This is a genomic window from uncultured Jannaschia sp. (assembly GCF_947494025.1).
Classification (GTDB): domain Bacteria; phylum Pseudomonadota; class Alphaproteobacteria; order Rhodobacterales; family Rhodobacteraceae; genus Jannaschia.
The window spans coordinates 1-13975 of the sequence record NZ_CANLTQ010000016.1; the positions used below are offsets into that span (position 1 = coordinate 1).

General features: G+C 63.4%; 17 protein-coding genes. 4 read left to right on the forward strand and 13 right to left on the reverse strand.

Annotation, left to right across the window (positions count from 1 at the left end):
- Together Q1B08_RS14895 and Q1B08_RS14900 are read left to right on the forward strand one after the other, a co-directional pair.
- On the forward strand, positions 1–852 hold an 852-nt coding region (locus Q1B08_RS14895), incomplete at its 5' end, for an IS3 family transposase (protein WP_299820487.1).
- A 754-nt stretch (positions 853–1606) separates the two neighbouring features.
- Entirely contained in the window at positions 1607–1966 is a 360-nt protein-coding gene (locus Q1B08_RS14900) for a nucleotidyltransferase domain-containing protein (protein ID WP_299820490.1), read from the forward strand.
- Positions 1967–2105: 139 nt separating this feature from the next.
- On the opposite strand, the gene Q1B08_RS14905 is transcribed toward Q1B08_RS14900, so the two are convergent.
- From Q1B08_RS14905 to Q1B08_RS14955, 11 genes are all read right to left on the reverse strand, one after another.
- A complete protein-coding gene (locus Q1B08_RS14905) occupies positions 2106–2528 on the reverse strand; it encodes a hypothetical protein (protein ID WP_299820493.1) in 423 nt (140 codons plus the stop codon).
- 26 nt (positions 2529–2554) lie between these two features.
- Entirely contained in the window at positions 2555–2743 is a 189-nt protein-coding gene (locus tag Q1B08_RS14910; protein WP_299820496.1) for a helix-turn-helix domain-containing protein, read from the reverse strand.
- 36 nt (positions 2744–2779) lie between these two features.
- Positions 2780–3688, reverse strand: coding sequence for a hypothetical protein (locus tag Q1B08_RS14915; protein ID WP_299820499.1), 909 nt, complete (start codon positions 3686–3688; stop codon positions 2780–2782).
- A gap of 295 nt (positions 3689–3983) precedes the next feature.
- The gene (locus Q1B08_RS14920; RefSeq protein WP_299820502.1) at positions 3984–4580 is read right to left on the reverse strand and encodes a hypothetical protein; all 597 of its coding nucleotides are present in this window, start codon (positions 4578–4580) and stop codon (positions 3984–3986) included.
- A gap of 24 nt (positions 4581–4604) precedes the next feature.
- Complete coding sequence (locus Q1B08_RS14925) at positions 4605–5183, reverse strand: PIN domain-containing protein (RefSeq protein ID WP_299820505.1); 579 nt, start codon at positions 5181–5183, stop codon at positions 4605–4607.
- On the reverse strand, positions 5180–5623 hold the full coding sequence (locus Q1B08_RS14930) for a helix-turn-helix domain-containing protein (RefSeq protein ID WP_299820508.1): 444 nt from the start codon (positions 5621–5623) through the stop codon (positions 5180–5182). Before Q1B08_RS14930 ends, Q1B08_RS14925 begins: the two co-directional genes overlap by 4 nt.
- Before the next feature lie 163 nt (positions 5624–5786).
- On the reverse strand, positions 5787–6374 hold the full coding sequence (locus Q1B08_RS14935; RefSeq protein WP_299820511.1) for a tyrosine-type recombinase/integrase: 588 nt from the start codon (positions 6372–6374) through the stop codon (positions 5787–5789).
- 128 nt (positions 6375–6502) lie between these two features.
- Positions 6503–7003, reverse strand: coding sequence for a BRCT domain-containing protein (locus Q1B08_RS14940; protein ID WP_299820514.1), 501 nt, complete (start codon positions 7001–7003; stop codon positions 6503–6505).
- A gap of 467 nt (positions 7004–7470) precedes the next feature.
- Positions 7471–8679 (reverse strand): patatin-like phospholipase family protein, encoded by a 1209-nt coding sequence (locus tag Q1B08_RS14945; RefSeq protein ID WP_299820517.1) that lies wholly within the window; start codon positions 8677–8679, stop codon positions 7471–7473.
- Complete coding sequence (locus tag Q1B08_RS14950) at positions 8679–10958, reverse strand: ThiF family adenylyltransferase (protein WP_299820520.1); 2280 nt, start codon at positions 10956–10958, stop codon at positions 8679–8681. The genes Q1B08_RS14945 and Q1B08_RS14950 overlap by 1 nt, the downstream gene beginning before the upstream one ends.
- A 3-nt stretch (positions 10959–10961) precedes the next feature.
- Positions 10962–12092: a hypothetical protein gene (locus tag Q1B08_RS14955; RefSeq protein WP_299820522.1), complete on the reverse strand. Its 1131-nt coding sequence runs from the start codon at positions 12090–12092 to the stop codon at positions 10962–10964.
- Between the two features lie 185 nt (positions 12093–12277).
- On the opposite strand from Q1B08_RS14955, the gene Q1B08_RS14960 reads away from it, so the two are divergent.
- Together Q1B08_RS14960 and Q1B08_RS14965 are read left to right on the forward strand one after the other, a co-directional pair.
- Complete coding sequence (locus Q1B08_RS14960; RefSeq protein ID WP_299820525.1) at positions 12278–12646, forward strand: helix-turn-helix transcriptional regulator; 369 nt, start codon at positions 12278–12280, stop codon at positions 12644–12646.
- Positions 12643–13173: an ImmA/IrrE family metallo-endopeptidase gene (locus tag Q1B08_RS14965; RefSeq protein WP_299820528.1), complete on the forward strand. Its 531-nt coding sequence runs from the start codon at positions 12643–12645 to the stop codon at positions 13171–13173. Before Q1B08_RS14960 ends, Q1B08_RS14965 begins: the two co-directional genes overlap by 4 nt.
- A 162-nt stretch (positions 13174–13335) precedes the next feature.
- Here the strand turns inward: Q1B08_RS14965 and Q1B08_RS14970 are convergent, their stop codons facing one another.
- Complete coding sequence (locus tag Q1B08_RS14970) at positions 13336–13743, reverse strand: type II toxin-antitoxin system VapC family toxin (protein ID WP_299820531.1); 408 nt, start codon at positions 13741–13743, stop codon at positions 13336–13338.
- A complete protein-coding gene (locus Q1B08_RS14975) occupies positions 13740–13973 on the reverse strand; it encodes an AbrB/MazE/SpoVT family DNA-binding domain-containing protein (protein WP_299820534.1) in 234 nt (77 codons plus the stop codon). The genes Q1B08_RS14970 and Q1B08_RS14975 overlap by 4 nt, the downstream gene beginning before the upstream one ends.
- Positions 13974–13975: the final 2 nt, after the last annotated feature.

Below are 13975 nucleotides of genomic sequence, written 5' to 3' on the forward strand. Positions count from 1 at the left end.
CGGCAGCTGCCGATCGCCCCGTCGACGTATCACGCGCACCGGGCGCGGCGGGACGATCCTTCTCGACGGTCCGACCGGTCCAGGCGGGACGCCGAATTGCAGGTCGAGATCGCCCGCGTGCATGCGGAGAACTTCGGCGTCTACGGTGCCCGGAAGGTTTGGCGGCAGCTACGGCGCGAGGGCTTCGACGTCGCCCGATGCACGGTCGAGAGGCTGATGCGAGCCATGGGCCGGCGCGGGGTCGTGCGCGGCAAACGGATCAGGACGACCGTTCCCGATCCGGCGCAGCCATGCCCGCGCGACAAGGTGAACCGCCAGTTCCAAGCCCCCGCTCCGAACAGGCTCTGGGTCAGCGACTTCACCTACGTCGCGACTTGGGCCGGCTTCGTCTACGCCGCGTTCGTCATCGACACCTACGCGCGGCGGATCGTCGGTTGGCGGGTGAGCAGGACGGCTGACGCGGGCTTCGTGCTCGACGCCCTGGAGCAGGCCATTCACGACCGCCGGCCTACCAAGGGTGCCGGGCTCGTCGCGCATTCGGACCGCGGCTCGCAATACCTGGCGATCCGCTACACCGAGCGCTTGACCGAGGCCGGGATCGAGCCGTCGGTCGGCAGCGTGGGAGATTCATACGACAACGCTCTGGCCGAGACGGTGATCGGGCCGTTCAAGACCGAGGTCATCCGCCCGCGCGGGCCGTGGCGCAGCCTCGAGGCTGTCGAGTTCGCCACCCTCGAATGGGTCGACTGGTTCAATCACGGCCGCCTGCTCGAGCCGATCGGACACGTCCCGCCGGCAGAGGCAGAAGCGACCTACTACGAGCGGATCGACATGCAGCAGCGAGCCGCATAATCCAAACCAATCAGCCTCCGGGAAACTCGGGGCGGTTCAGAACCGATCGTCCCGGGATCTCGCAGATATCAATCTCATTTCCCGCGACTTCGCCGTCGGTGGCTATAGATCAATCGGTTCGATCGGAAACGATCACAAGGTGTCTACCGGTATGCGTTACGTCCTATTCCACGTCCTTGTCGTGACTCTCGTCGGGGGATGCCAACCTGCGACGGAACAGAGGGTCGCACCGACCACAGCGTCGGCAAGCTATCCTGTCCCTCCTGCGCAAGTGGCAAGCGGACCGACCGAAGGGTTTGAAAGCAACGCACAGGCACGTGCGACGCTGCTTCGTCGACACCAAGCTCAGATGGAGGGCTTCGACGCAGGTCTAGGTAACGAACGGCGCCAAAACATCCTACCTTCCGCGTCCGCCCAGTTGTCCATACCACCCGTTCGGACAGTCCCGCCCCAGGGGGAGATGTGCAGAGCGTCGATCGGCCCAAGCGGGGTCACGCGATACGTGCCGTGCAGCCGCACCTTGCCATCCTGCCAAGTCGCGATATTGACCCAGCCTCGAGACTGCTTCTTTCGCTATTGATTGCGCCGGGCCTGCGCGGCTGTGACTGCGACACGCTTCGCATCAAATGTTGTTCGCATCACGGGCCGTTTCTGACCCACCCTGACCGCTCAAGCGCGATCATTGACTCGGTCGGGACATAACCTTGGGCCAAAACTTCTGGTATCGTGGGGCGTTTCTGGCCATGATCCGGTCATGAGGATCGACCCTGCCGCTATGCTTGCGCGTCTGCGCGACCACCAAGTCGAGTTCGAAGGCATGGGCGTCCGTCATCTCGGGCTGTTCGGCTCGCAGGTTCGAGGCGACGCGGATGAGGCCTCGGATGTCGATGTCGCCGTTGTCTTTGATGAGGCCGTGCACGAGGAAGGGCTGGCCTACTTTGCCTGCCGGCAGCGCGTCGCGGACCGATTGTCCGTGATCCTCGCCGCGGAGATAGATCTGTCGGACGAGGCTATGCAGCGGCCGCTCGTCCGCGAGGCCTACGAGACCGACCGGGTCTATGCCTTCAAGCGACCCGGTCCGCCGGTTCCGGGACATCGAAGGCTACTTGGATGACTACGATTTCGCCCGGTTTGCGCAAAAACCCCGGGCGCCGTCGAGCACTACGTGCGATGCGTCACCAAGGCCGCGATCAAGACCCCAAAAGACCCAATCGTGCATACTTGGATATTTTGTAGAACGTTCGACGAACAATCTATTCGCCTGACTGGCTGAGGTACAAGGCGACATCTTCGGCGGAGAACTTGTATCCGCGGCCGTCGGCGACGCGTTCGACGCTGATCGGATATTTCGGGCGGTTGGGATTTATGGCGGTGATGCGGAAGGTTTCGCCGCCGGTCCTGAAGATGCGGGCGTAGTCGGAGGGTTCCAGTCCGAAGCTGCTCGCCAGTGCCTCGAACAGAGTCCTTTCCGGGGAGAAGAGCGATCCGTCCGGTGTCGGGATCCCGACACGGAACGCGATGTCAAAGCCGTGGCGCAAGTCGATCTCGCTCAGATCGCCGCCTTCCACGGCAAGCCCATGGGTCTCGGCGACGCGTCGGCATGCGGCCAGAAGGTCTCGCCGGAGATGTTCGCAGAGAGCCGGGGTCAGATTGCGAGGCGGGGCGGGCTTGGCCATCGTCGTCGCCTTGCTCTTCTTCGTCATCACATCGAGACCTTTGCCTTGTAAACGGTTCCGCGGGGAATCCCCATCTCGCGGGCGATTTCCGTCGGGGACAGTCCCTTGGAGAGAAGCGCCCTGATCCCGTCCATATCGATATTGGGCGGACGTCCGCGATAGACGCCCCGGTGTTTGGCGGCGGCGATGCCCTTGGCCTGCCGCTCACGCCGCAAATTGGTCTCGAACTCGGCGAAGTCATGGCGACGAGATCAATGCAGCGGCACGTCGGGTCGACCGCCTCGCAGCCGCGGTTTCAGACGTTTCGTTGCCTCCGTCAGCCAGTCGACGGCCCCGGGCGTCTCGGACCAGGCAAAGCCGTATTCCTCGACGTAGTAGGCAGCCTCGTCTTCGCCGCCGAGCGTGTAGTATCCCGTATCCTCATAGCGAATACGGTTTTTCCGCGCGAGCAGAGTCGGCACGTGGTGATTGCACTCCCAGGCGTCCTCGACAGCCCGTCGGGCAACACTTCCATCGTCCGACTTTCGGAAAGCGAAGAGCGCCTGCGTGTACCGGATGAACGTACTGGCCTCGTCGCTGTGCGCGCGCAGAAGGTCTTCGGCACCGGCGTCATCATGCATGGCTAAGAGCCAGGCGAGCAGCACGGATCTCAGTCCCTGGTTGTCGCCTGGATTGAGGACGAGCATCTCGCGCAGATGCCCGATCGCGGCGTCCCGGTCGCCGGCTTGCCACAAGTCCTCGGCCAGACGGTGTCGGGCCCGCATGTAGGGCCGGGTTTCCAGAAATCCCCAGAAATGCCCCGCGTACTCGCCGAAACCATCCTCGCCGAGCGCCAGTTCACCGGCCTTGACAGCGCGCTCGAGAAAGTCCCGTCGGTCCTTCGCGCCGAGCGACGGACGCTCGGCCAGGATAAGCCAGGCATCCGCGCAGAACGGAGAGAGCTTCAGGGCCTGGCGAGCAAGCGCTGAGCGGCTGCGGCCATCCGGGGTGTCCCATGCCTCGTAAACGAGGTCCTGTGCCTCATCGAGAGCGTCGTCGCCTGGCCCCGCGCCGAGGTCTCTCCAGATACGTTCGAGCGCCGTCGGATCGGGCAGCTTCAGCAGCTCGCCTCCGCCCGCGGCGCGGGGAGATGGCTTGCGGGGCTTCTTGGACGTGGGCATGGGGCGGCCCTTTCGTGCAACTTTTCGCAGCCAGCTTCGAGGGCCGAAAGGGTGAGGTCAACGCGAAGATCGTTCTTCACAGGTTATGCAAAAAGTCGGAACGTGCACGTTCGAGCCTGTTGGGCCCTATCGTCCCAGCAACCGACGCGGCTTACAGGGTCCGTGCCTTCTAGCGATCCCGTCCGCCAAGGGAGATCGGTGTCGCGGGAGGCGAGCCAGGACCGTCGAACCCGAACATCGAATATTGGGCTTTGCCATCCTGACTGTCCTGTCAGGACGCTTCATCTCCGCCCGCCTAGACCGTCCCTGCTCGATCCCCGTTCTCGTCGCTTGCTCCGCGCAATCTTGATCGCAAGTCGCGCAGGTCCGCATGATCCTCTGCTGCCATCTCGACACGCCCATCCGATCCGCAGATGAAGCGGACCCCTTGGTCCGGTCCGAGGGCCAAGGCATCCAGTGCGGCCCGAGGAACCGTCACCCGACCCGCGGGCGTGACGATTGCAGGTCGGTCGACCCATTCGGTGCCGTCACCGTCCTCGCCGTCCCGCGGGCGCAGGCTCGCCATTCGCGCGGTGACGTGCGGCTCGGCCTCCTCCCAAGAGCAACCCAGTTCTGCCGCCACTTCCGAAACGAGGGCCGACCGGTCATGTTCGGATCCCTGCAGCGCGCCGAGCGTCCGCTGCAAGAACACAAAGGCTGAAGCGATGTCGCGGTAACCCAGCTGCGCGGCGCGCTCGAAGGCCCGCGCGTCGAGGAGTTGGTCGAGCGCGTCGAGCGCCTGGCGCATCTCGTCGGTCGCCTGTGCGACGCCGGCAACATCCATGATCAAGGTGTCGTCGAGCCGCGCGATCTCCGCTGCGCGGGCCTCGAAGATGGTGTCAGGATCGGTCACAGCGCATCTCCGGGCATCCCGAGGTTACAGATAATCACGCAGCGGCATCAGCCGGGATGCGAGGCGCGGCATCTGCTTCTGTCGCAGCATCATCAGATACTCGGCAGCGGACGGCGCCGCGCGTAATCCCGCCCGATGTTCCCGCAGAACGACCAGAGCCGGCCCTTCGTAATGCTCGAACGTGCCGGCCAGGAACGCGTCGGCCGTACCTGCCTCGATGCCGAACCGATCCAGCTCCGCCGCGGGGAAGTGCTTGATGTTGTCTGTGACGATGTAGTTGGCCGAGCCCGCGATGGCCGCCGCGACGACGTGGCGGTCATCCAGGTCTGGCAGGGCGATCGCCTCGACGAACGCCTCGTACTCCGTCTCGATCCAGGCGCTGGCGAAGTGCGTGCGCATGAGGCCATCCGTCCGGCGCAGCGCCTTCTCCTGGTCTGGATACTGCGAGATCGCGTTCGTGAGCCATTCCTGCTGAATGCGCTCGGTCCAGCTTGCCCGATACAGATCGGCCTCGAAGAACCGCAGCAGCAAATCGCGCTTCATGTTCGGAAAGAGGACGCTCGCGTCGAGAATGGCCGTGTAGCGATTGGCCGCGGGGATCACGTGGGGTCGAGCGCGTCTGCGATGTCCTGCATCTCCTGCAGCGCCGCCTTCCGGCTCGCACCACGCCGGGCCTTGTACTCCAGCACGTCCCGGAGGGCGACCCGGCGATGCGTCCCGACCATCTCGTGATCGATCTCGCCATTCTGCAGCAGCTTGATGAGATGCGGCCGGGAAACGTTGAGAAGGTCCGCGGCCTCCTGCGTCGTCAGACGCCGTGATATGGGCGCATAGGTCACGGTCTCGCCCCGGGCGACGATGCTGAGAAGGTCGGTGATGAGCCCGACGAGGGAGCTCGACAACAGGGCCTCCCCGATCGGCAGGGCCCCGTTCGCGGTCCGGCTGTTCTCGATCGCCGTCAGCGCTTCGGCGGCGCTGTCGGTCTCCTCGGCCGTGGGCAAGCGGTCGCCGAAATCGGCGAGGACGAAGTTCGGTTCGGTCATGTCGGTCTCCCGTGCCGGCGCAACAGGACGAGTCTCCGCGCCTTGGCTTTTCATATGTGCCAGCTGGCACCCGTATCAAACGAAATATTCGAAGCAGTCGAATTAATCGAAAGGCGACGGGATCGATGGCGCCTTGCTGTGATCGCTGTACGGGAGCCCCTGCTCACCACAGCCCGTCGAACCGTGTCGCCGCCGTGCGCGTGTAATGCGCGGTGTGACGCGGGTCGCGGTGCCCGAGCCAGTCCTGGATGAGCCGAAGGTCGTGCTTCCTGTTCGCCAGTGCAAAGCCGCAGGAATGGCGCAGCATATGGGGATGGACGTGTCCGAGACCGGCGCGCTCGCCGGCAGCCTTGATGACGTAGTTCACCGCCTGCCGGGTGAGCGGCTGGCGACGCTCGGAGACGAAGAGCCAGGGCAGGTCGTCGTCGCGTCGCGCAAGCCATCGCTTGATGGCGCGGAGTTCGTCGCCGGCAACGGGGTGCTCGACGCTGAGCCCCTTCTTGAGCCGCGCGACCCAGAGCCGGGACTGCAGGAGATCGACGTGCTCCCGGCGCAGGGCGACGGCCTCGGAGACGCGAAGCCCGTGGCGGAACATCATCAGGAGTAGGAGATGATCGCGGACGCCGTGCCGGCCCTTCTTGGCAGCCTGGAGGAGCCGATCGACCTGCGGCTGTCCAAGGTAGTCCCGGCCGCGCTCGTGGGCGTCCGCGGCGTTGCCGTCGGCACTCTTGACACTTCGCCGGTTGGTCATTGTTCCGTCGCGCTCCGCAAGCCCCTGCCCTATCTAGGTCTTCGTAGCACGACTTTTTACACTAGGCACCTTTCGTAAAGAGTTTGTTGGCCTCTTTTGAGGCCGATAGCAGCCCTAGCCGTGGCCGCTTACTGCTTCGCGGGCTCCGTCAGGTCCGTTTGGTTTACCGTCGAGAGCGGCCTGATCGCCATGGCCGCCGCTATCAGATCGTCGTCACTGTCAGATATATTCAGATCACGCCGCGCCTCGGGATCGGTCGTGGCATGAACACCGTGCAAAGCAAGGACCAGGAATTGCGCACCGCTCATCATCGGCACGTCATTGCGTCGCGCAGCCGCGATCTTCTTCTCTCCGGGCTCCGCGCCGACGACGAGGATTGCGGTGCTCTTCGCCATACCGCTCATCACCCGATAGGCGCCGGTCATCTCGGCTGCGTCCTTCAGGACGCTTTTCTGCGATGGAGTGAAGCCGGTGAGCGTGATCCGTGTGCGGGTATCTTCGGGCTTCTTTCGCGCGGCACCGAACGCATAGACATGATCCCACGCCTCTGCATCGCTCATGCCGTCGATCTCTTCTGCCGACAGATCGGACTTCGATCGAAGGATCTTCGAGACACGTTCCGATGGCATAAAACCTCCGACTTAAGAACGGTCGCAAAAGATCGAGAAAACGCTAATTCCCGGTAAACGAAGCCGAACTCAGCGGATATTCCGCAGATGATCGAAGAGAGCGATCATGGCCCCTACGCACGCGGCCTCCTACATCACCACCCGGGACACTGTCCTACTGTTCGTGCCTGAAGGTCCTACGAACCGTTCTCCTGAACGAAATACCCGGGAACTGTTCAACCCGGGAACGGCGCGTACCCTGCCTCGCCTCGGATACTCTCGTTTTCAAAAATCGAGGTTTGAATTAACGACTATGGGGCTGAACGGAATTGGTAATAGGGTTCAGCGGCGCTCCTGAGTGCCCAAAGCAGACCTTCTCCGGGAAGTTTAGCCACCGCGCAGTTCGAGCGGAGGGAATTAGACTATTGTTCTGGTTGGTGAGAGACTGGGGCACAGCGGTTCGGTGAACCCCAGGTTGAACCACTGTTCTATGCGAGCCCATCGTCCGCGGACTGGATCGATGCACGGGGTGCGACCAGTTCGGGCAGGTATTGCGCGATCAGGGCTCGCGTCTGCTGCTCGCCCCGAAGGACGAGACGATCGATCCACGGTCCGGGCATGGCCGAGAAATCCGTTGGGTAATCCTGCACGTCGCCTCGTGGCACGAGGTCCTGCGGCGAACAACTTAGCTGGGCGTCGTTCTGGTCGAGGAACGGCATGGCGAACCCGCGGATCGCGCCCGCGTCACGCAGTTCATGAAGCCGCTTCACCGATGAGTTCTCGGCCCGGCGCGCGGTGCAATCATACGATGCGCTCACCCGCCCGTACGGCCCGAACCCCGGGTCTTGCCGGGTAAGGCCGTAGCCGGCCCTACAGGCAATGATAGTATCGACCTTCGGGAACGGGAGGCTGATCTTCGGATCGCGGCCTGGCCAGAACGGTCCCAATCCGAGGTTGTCGTAGACCCCGCCATCCGTCAGCACGACCCGCTCTGGTGTGATTACCCCACGGTGCTCGAACTTCGCATGGAGATCCAAGGGCGAGAGCCATAGCGGATACGCTGCCGAAGCCGCCACGGCGTATCCAAGCGTAGGATCGTTCGTAGCAAGGTGCCCGAACCGGTAGCATCCGCTATGCGCCTTCGAGAAACGGAACGCCGACCGCGTTCGAAGCTCGGTTGCGTTCACGACCAGCGGCGGACGCCCGTCGGGAAGGTCCGATATTCGCAGGCCGTCGAACAGGTCGTCTTCGAAGACGGCCTGCAGGAGTGTGGTCATACTGATGGACTTTGGAAGCGGCTCGCGCCGCCGTCGCAGATGAGCGTGCGATGGGTCGATGAACATGCGGTCCAAGGCCCCAAAGGTGGCTGCCGCGACCACGCGGGCGATCTGTTGGCCCGCCCGGCTCGTGCCCGTACCGAGAAGGTGCCAACCTAGCGAGGTGGACAGGGCCTTGCTGAGCGCCGGTCGGAGGAAGCCCCGCGCTAGGTGATGCCTCACGCGGTTCTCGAACGCGGCGAACGGCTCAACGCGGGCCGCGTAGAGGCCGCCGATGACGCTTCCGCCCGACACCGTCGAGATCATCTCCACCCTGGCAAGAATATCCATCTCGTGCAGCGCGCGCAGGCAGCCCAGATGGAACGCCAGCGCGCGGACGCCGCCACCTGACAGGCTGAGCCCGATCCGGGGGGCGGACATCAGGCGGTCTTCCCGTGAGGCAGCGGGATCGTGGCCGTATGAGGTCCGAAAGCGATCGTGATGCTGTATCCGCCGATGATGGTCATCAGTCCGGGTAGTTCCTCCATGCCGAGCGTGGCGGAGAGCCAATCGAGCTGCTCCAGATCGACCGCGCTTGGGCGCGTGCCGCTCCCATCCGGATGGCTGTGCCATTCGCCTAGATACCGGACTTGGCTCATCGTCCTATCCCGTACGCGATCGAGATGCGCCTCGACGCCGTCGGTACCGCGGACGAACCCTGCAGGGGCGTGCACGCTATCGGCGGGCGGCGACGCGGCGTGAAGGACGTGCAGCCGCTTGGCAGGGATGTCGACCATGCCAGTGAGCACGCCGCCCGTCTCGTCGGGAAGAGCGCTTGCGCGCAGGGCCACGATCCGTTTGAGTACGATCGCGTCAAGCGACACTGTCCAGCCACCGATTTCGACTTCCGTCGGCACCGTCGGCACGTATGCGTGGCAATCGACTGCCCCGCCGATCGACATCGACCAGACCCGAATGTCTCCGACCTCGCGTTCAGCGGCCTGCGCGATACCGATCGCGGCTGACCCGCTGAGAACCGCCACACGCGACTGCGGGAACACACTGGTGACCGCCCCACAGCCACCGGAATACGCGATCCGGTCGGACTCGGTCCCGTAATGGCCCTCCAAGGACGCAGTCCTCGCAACATTCTGTAAAAACTGAGCCTCAAGATCCCGCAAGGTAACGCTGCGATCCGCGGGCTCGGCCAGAACCACCACGGCCGTGCCCGCCGGGTTAAAAAACGCTGACAGTCGGCGCGCGGAGCTCGCGTGGTCGCTGAGATAGCGCGCGGCCGCCAGCGATGCCGTCGCATCGATGATCAGGTCGGCCTCGGCCAAGACTGCATCGATCGCGTCGTGACCCTCATCAGAACTCGTGACATCGTAAGGTATGGCCGTTGCCACATCGCACTCGTCGAGGATGTCGGAGAGGTGCTCTGCAAGAACCTCTGCCTTGTTACGGAACACAGCCGTATGTCCGGCGACGTGGCGCGCGACGTTGTGCGGGGAGATCACATCGGGGTCGATGATCGTCCAGAGGTATCGCCCCTCTCGGGCAAGGCACGTCGCTAGGTGCGATCCGATCGCGCCGGCGCCCACGAGCACGACACGTCGCGCGTCCTGGGCAGGTGTGCCCGCAAACCGCGACGCCGCGATTCGATCCATCGCCAGGTGCACGTCGCAAGGAAGGAGCCGTGCTCCCGCGAGGACGGATGCCTTCAAGGGCGTGGCACCGATCGCCCGCACGACGTTCACCAGCTCCGGGTTCTTGGGGTCCGGCTCGCACGCGTGCGCAACACCCAGATCGACGGCGACCTGGCCAAGGGAACGGTCGGCAAGGAAAGCGATAGTCTGGACGTTCGTCGCTCCGCCGCTGGTGATGGACATCTGAACGAGGACGAGCAGACCACCATCAACGAGCGGTTTTCGGTACAGCGGGGACGTGTCGAGCGCAGCGAGGAAAGCCTCCGCCAGCAAGGCGGGGAGATCGACGCCGCGCTCCGCAAGGAAGTCCGCAAGGTCGGAGAGCGTACCGGGCGCGAACCGAAGGCGCGTCATCGCTTCGGGTGGCACTGTCACCAAGAGCGGGCTGAACATTCCGCCTAGCACTCCGCCTTCGCGGACGTCCTCGACGCCGATGATCTCGAGATCGCCGCCGTCGCCCTTCGTGAGGCCGATCAACGGTTCGCGGTCTTTCCGATCGAGAAGCCTGCGCGGGACGAGAATGCGTACGCCGCTGGTGATCAGGTTTGGATCGATCGGTTGCGCGGTGTCGTGAAGCTCGCCCTCTGCAGCCCGTCGGAACCAGTTCAGGATATAGCCGAGGAGGTCCGGCGGCCCCCATGTCAGGCGCGCTTCGCTCCAAGCGCGCTCGTCGATGCAGATCGCGGGCGGTCGATCAGGCAGCGAAAGATGCTGATGGCCCGTAACGGGAAAGTTCGCCCGAAGAGGGCGGACCATCGGCATACCCAATGCATCGTGGGGGAACTCGATGCCGATCCGTTCTACGGTCTCGATCTCGACCGCACTGTTCTGCGGGCGACCGGTCTGGAGATCGAAGACAGCGAGCGAGGAATGCTCGCCCTCCCGCGTCTCTACCACCCTACCGACACCTTCCCCGTAGCGTTCGAGGTAGCGGACGAAGGCGCAAGCCTCCGTCGAACGGAGCTCCGCCGCCGCCACGCCGCGCGCGAACCCCGTAAGCCAAGCTTCGATCATCCCTCAGCCTGCTCGCGGATTGGAGCGGGCCGTCCTGGCGGCCGCGTCGGGAGCCGCGAGCGCAGGTGCGACGCCGAGAGCTGTGAACTTGTAGGCGAAAGGCTTCGGGCGGGCGACGCTCGGGTCTTCCATGGTGACTCGGAACGAGACGCCCCGCCCTTGGCTGCGGTGGTAGTTCGCCGCCTGCCTGTGGGGCGGTTGCACGTCCCTATCCTCCTTTGTGCCCGCTTCTGGGATAGGCTTGGACGTCGACACAATCACCGCATTGTCCGCGCGATAGTTCTCGAACAGGCGCTTCGTCTTGGATGTCGGCACGGTTGCCTTGTCGCCCGCGCCGCGCTCTGGACCGATAGAAAGATAAGAGCAGTGGTGGGGTAGCTTGAGGAGGTCCCATTCGAGGCGGTGCGCGTTGTTGTTGGCCTCGGAGATGCCGACGATATCGCCAAGCGCCTCGTGCGTGACGTCTGACGCGAGCAACACCCGCGAGTCGCGTGCCCCTTCCCGGAACACTGCCTGCAGCACGATGCTGTTCGCGTTGCGGTCGATATAGCTGCCGTCAGTCTGCTTGGAAGCAAAGGGGCTATGGACAAAAAATTCGCAGCCCTCGGCTTCATCGAGGCTGAACCCCGGAACGCAGGTACCCGCATCAACGAAGAGGTGCCGCTTGCCGTCGATGTTGATCCCCCGGCCCAAGAGGTGGGGCCGCAGGGGGTCGGGCCGGGAGAAGATACGCACGCCGCGTCCCTGACGGAGGCGGTGCATGGCCTCGCGCTGCACCAGCGCCGCGTCATCCTTCAGACCGGTCTCGAGGATCGCGGCCGCTGGCACCCAGAGTTCGTCGACCCCGATGCGATTCTCACCAGGGTAGCTGGCGCGATGATCAAGCCGGAACGTGTCACCGATTCCGTGGCAATGGTCGTCGTCGATATGGGTGATGCAGAGCACGGCCACACGGCCCTGCCCCGCGCGGCGGAGCGCAGAGCGTAGTTCGGCATCGAGGTCGCAGCGCCGATCCGTGTTGTCCTCGGGGTTCCGCACGTCTGCAAAGTCGAACACCGCAAGACGAGCATCTGCGAGCTGGAAGACTGCGCAGTCGGCGTTGCCGAGCGGGTGGAAGGTGATGGTTGCGGGCATGAAGCCTCCGAATCGCGAAGTCGATGTCGACCATCAGCTTGGAGGCCTCAGTGGTTTTAGTCAATCAGACAAACATTGGTATATTGACAGCATGGGTGTCATTTATCCGCTACTGTCCGCTGGGTCTAACTTTGACGTCGTTTGTCCCGTTGACACGGAACTCCTCTTGACAGAACAATCGCGCCATGGATTCTGACGCTCTCTACGCTCAAATCGGCAACAAGATCAGCGCCGCACGACGTGATGCCGGCCTTACGCAGAACGCCGTTGCACGACAGGTCGGTGTATCCCGTGCATCGCTCGCCAACATCGAAGCCGGTCGTCAGCAGGTGTTCGTCCATCACCTTGTGAAGATCGCGCATGCGCTCGAACTTTGTGATATCTCCGCTCTTTTGCACTACGATCTGAACGGGCAAGACCATGGCTTGAGAGCCGAAGATGTCCGGTTCTCGGGTGCCGATCTCTCGATGGAAGAAAGAGAGGGTGTGCTGGCTTTCTTGAGCAGAGCGGCATCGAAGGACCGCCACGGTGACGACGCGCAGCCCGTGCGATGACTTACATCCCGCCAAACAAAATCGAGAGTAGAGCTGCCGCTCTTCTGGAGAAGGCTTGCATCGAGAAGCCTGCCGTTTCTGTCGAAAAGATCGCAAGCGCGCTTGGCGCGGTGATCGAGTATTCCCGGTTGAACAATGCACTGTCGGGTCTCGTCTTCCTCGGTGGCGAGAAGCCGATCATCGGAGTTAATGCGGGTGATCCTCCAAATCGGCAACGGTTCACGATCGCCCATGAGATCGGCCACATTGTATTGCACGCCGCTCAGATTGGACGGGACATTCATGTAGACCGCGGGTTTACAGTTTTGCGTCGCGACTCGAGATCGGCACAGGGTACCGACGCCTTAGAGATCCAAGCCAATCGGTTCGCCGCAGCGCTTCTAATGCCCAGAGCCTTCCTCGAGCGATCGATCGCGGAAGAAGGCATTGAGATCGACGACGACAAGAGGGCCGTGCCCAGCCTCGCAGGAACGTATCGCGTCAGCGAGGCGGCAATGCAGATTAGGCTCGCTAGCTTATTCGTATGACAGAGGTTCTTTCGAAAGACGGCAGGTTAGCCGACCAAGAATAACGATCCAGCCGCAGCAATCTAACGAAAAGCATTTAACACAACAGCCCAGTCTGTAAAACGCGCCTCGCAGGGCGAATAAGCACGCTCTATGTCATCTTTCGGTCACAGCCATTGCGCCTCAGGGTGTGGTCAGATCGAGCGTTGGGAAGTACGTCCGGAACCGGGCCGCATCCCGGGTCAGCAACCTGTAGCCCCGGACCGCAGCATGGGCACCGATGTAAAAGTCCGGTAGGGGCAACGACCGTGCACCGCCGCGACGGCGATAGTTGCGAAACGCCTTGCCTGCTAGAAACGCAGCCTCCCAGGGAAGGTCCTCGCGGTGAAAGATCGCCTCCGGCAGGAGCGCGTCCAGATCCTCGATCTGATCGAACGCGATCGAGATCTCGGCGTAGATGATCGAGTTTAGGACGAGCCGTCCGCCCTGCCCTGCTTGCGCCAAGGCGGCAGATGACCAATCGCTCCAGTGCGGATCGTCGGTCGCGACATCGATCAGGACGTTGGCGTCGACAAGCGTGTCGCCGGTCACTCCCGGGTCAGCGCCATGATCTCGTCGGTCGTCATCTTCGTCGTCGCCCTGCCACGCAACAGACCGAGCGCGGCCTTCAAAGCCAGGTTCTCCGGCTGATCGGCGTGACGGCGAACGCGGACGTTGCCGGTATCGTCCATGACGAACTCGATCTCGGTCCCGGGCAGAAACCCGGCCGCTTCGCGGATATGCTGGGGGATCGTCACCTGTCCCTTGCTCGTCATGCGCATGG

Excerpts from the sequence above, each read along its gene's own strand:
- Q1B08_RS14900 (WP_299820490.1), top strand. The coding sequence starts at position 1,607 with ATGAGGATCGACCCTGCCGCTATGCTTGCGCGTCTGCGCGACCACCAA.
- Q1B08_RS14905 (WP_299820493.1), bottom strand. The coding sequence starts at position 2,528 with ATGGCCAAGCCCGCCCCGCCTCGCAATCTGACCCCGGCTCTCTGCGAA.
- Q1B08_RS14915 (WP_299820499.1), bottom strand. The coding sequence starts at position 3,688 with ATGCCCACGTCCAAGAAGCCCCGCAAGCCATCTCCCCGCGCCGCGGGC.
- Q1B08_RS14930 (WP_299820508.1), bottom strand. The coding sequence starts at position 5,623 with ATGACCGAACCGAACTTCGTCCTCGCCGATTTCGGCGACCGCTTGCCC.
- Q1B08_RS14935 (WP_299820511.1), bottom strand. The coding sequence starts at position 6,374 with ATGACCAACCGGCGAAGTGTCAAGAGTGCCGACGGCAACGCCGCGGAC.
- Q1B08_RS14940 (WP_299820514.1), bottom strand. The coding sequence starts at position 7,003 with ATGCCATCGGAACGTGTCTCGAAGATCCTTCGATCGAAGTCCGATCTG.
- Q1B08_RS14945 (WP_299820517.1), bottom strand. The coding sequence starts at position 8,679 with ATGTCCGCCCCCCGGATCGGGCTCAGCCTGTCAGGTGGCGGCGTCCGC.
- Q1B08_RS14950 (WP_299820520.1), bottom strand. The coding sequence starts at position 10,958 with ATGATCGAAGCTTGGCTTACGGGGTTCGCGCGCGGCGTGGCGGCGGCG.
- Q1B08_RS14955 (WP_299820522.1), bottom strand. The coding sequence starts at position 12,092 with ATGCCCGCAACCATCACCTTCCACCCGCTCGGCAACGCCGACTGCGCA.
- Q1B08_RS14960 (WP_299820525.1), top strand. The coding sequence starts at position 12,278 with ATGGATTCTGACGCTCTCTACGCTCAAATCGGCAACAAGATCAGCGCC.
- Q1B08_RS14965 (WP_299820528.1), top strand. The coding sequence starts at position 12,643 with ATGACTTACATCCCGCCAAACAAAATCGAGAGTAGAGCTGCCGCTCTT.
- Q1B08_RS14975 (WP_299820534.1), bottom strand. The coding sequence starts at position 13,973 with ATGCGCATGACGAGCAAGGGACAGGTGACGATCCCCCAGCATATCCGC.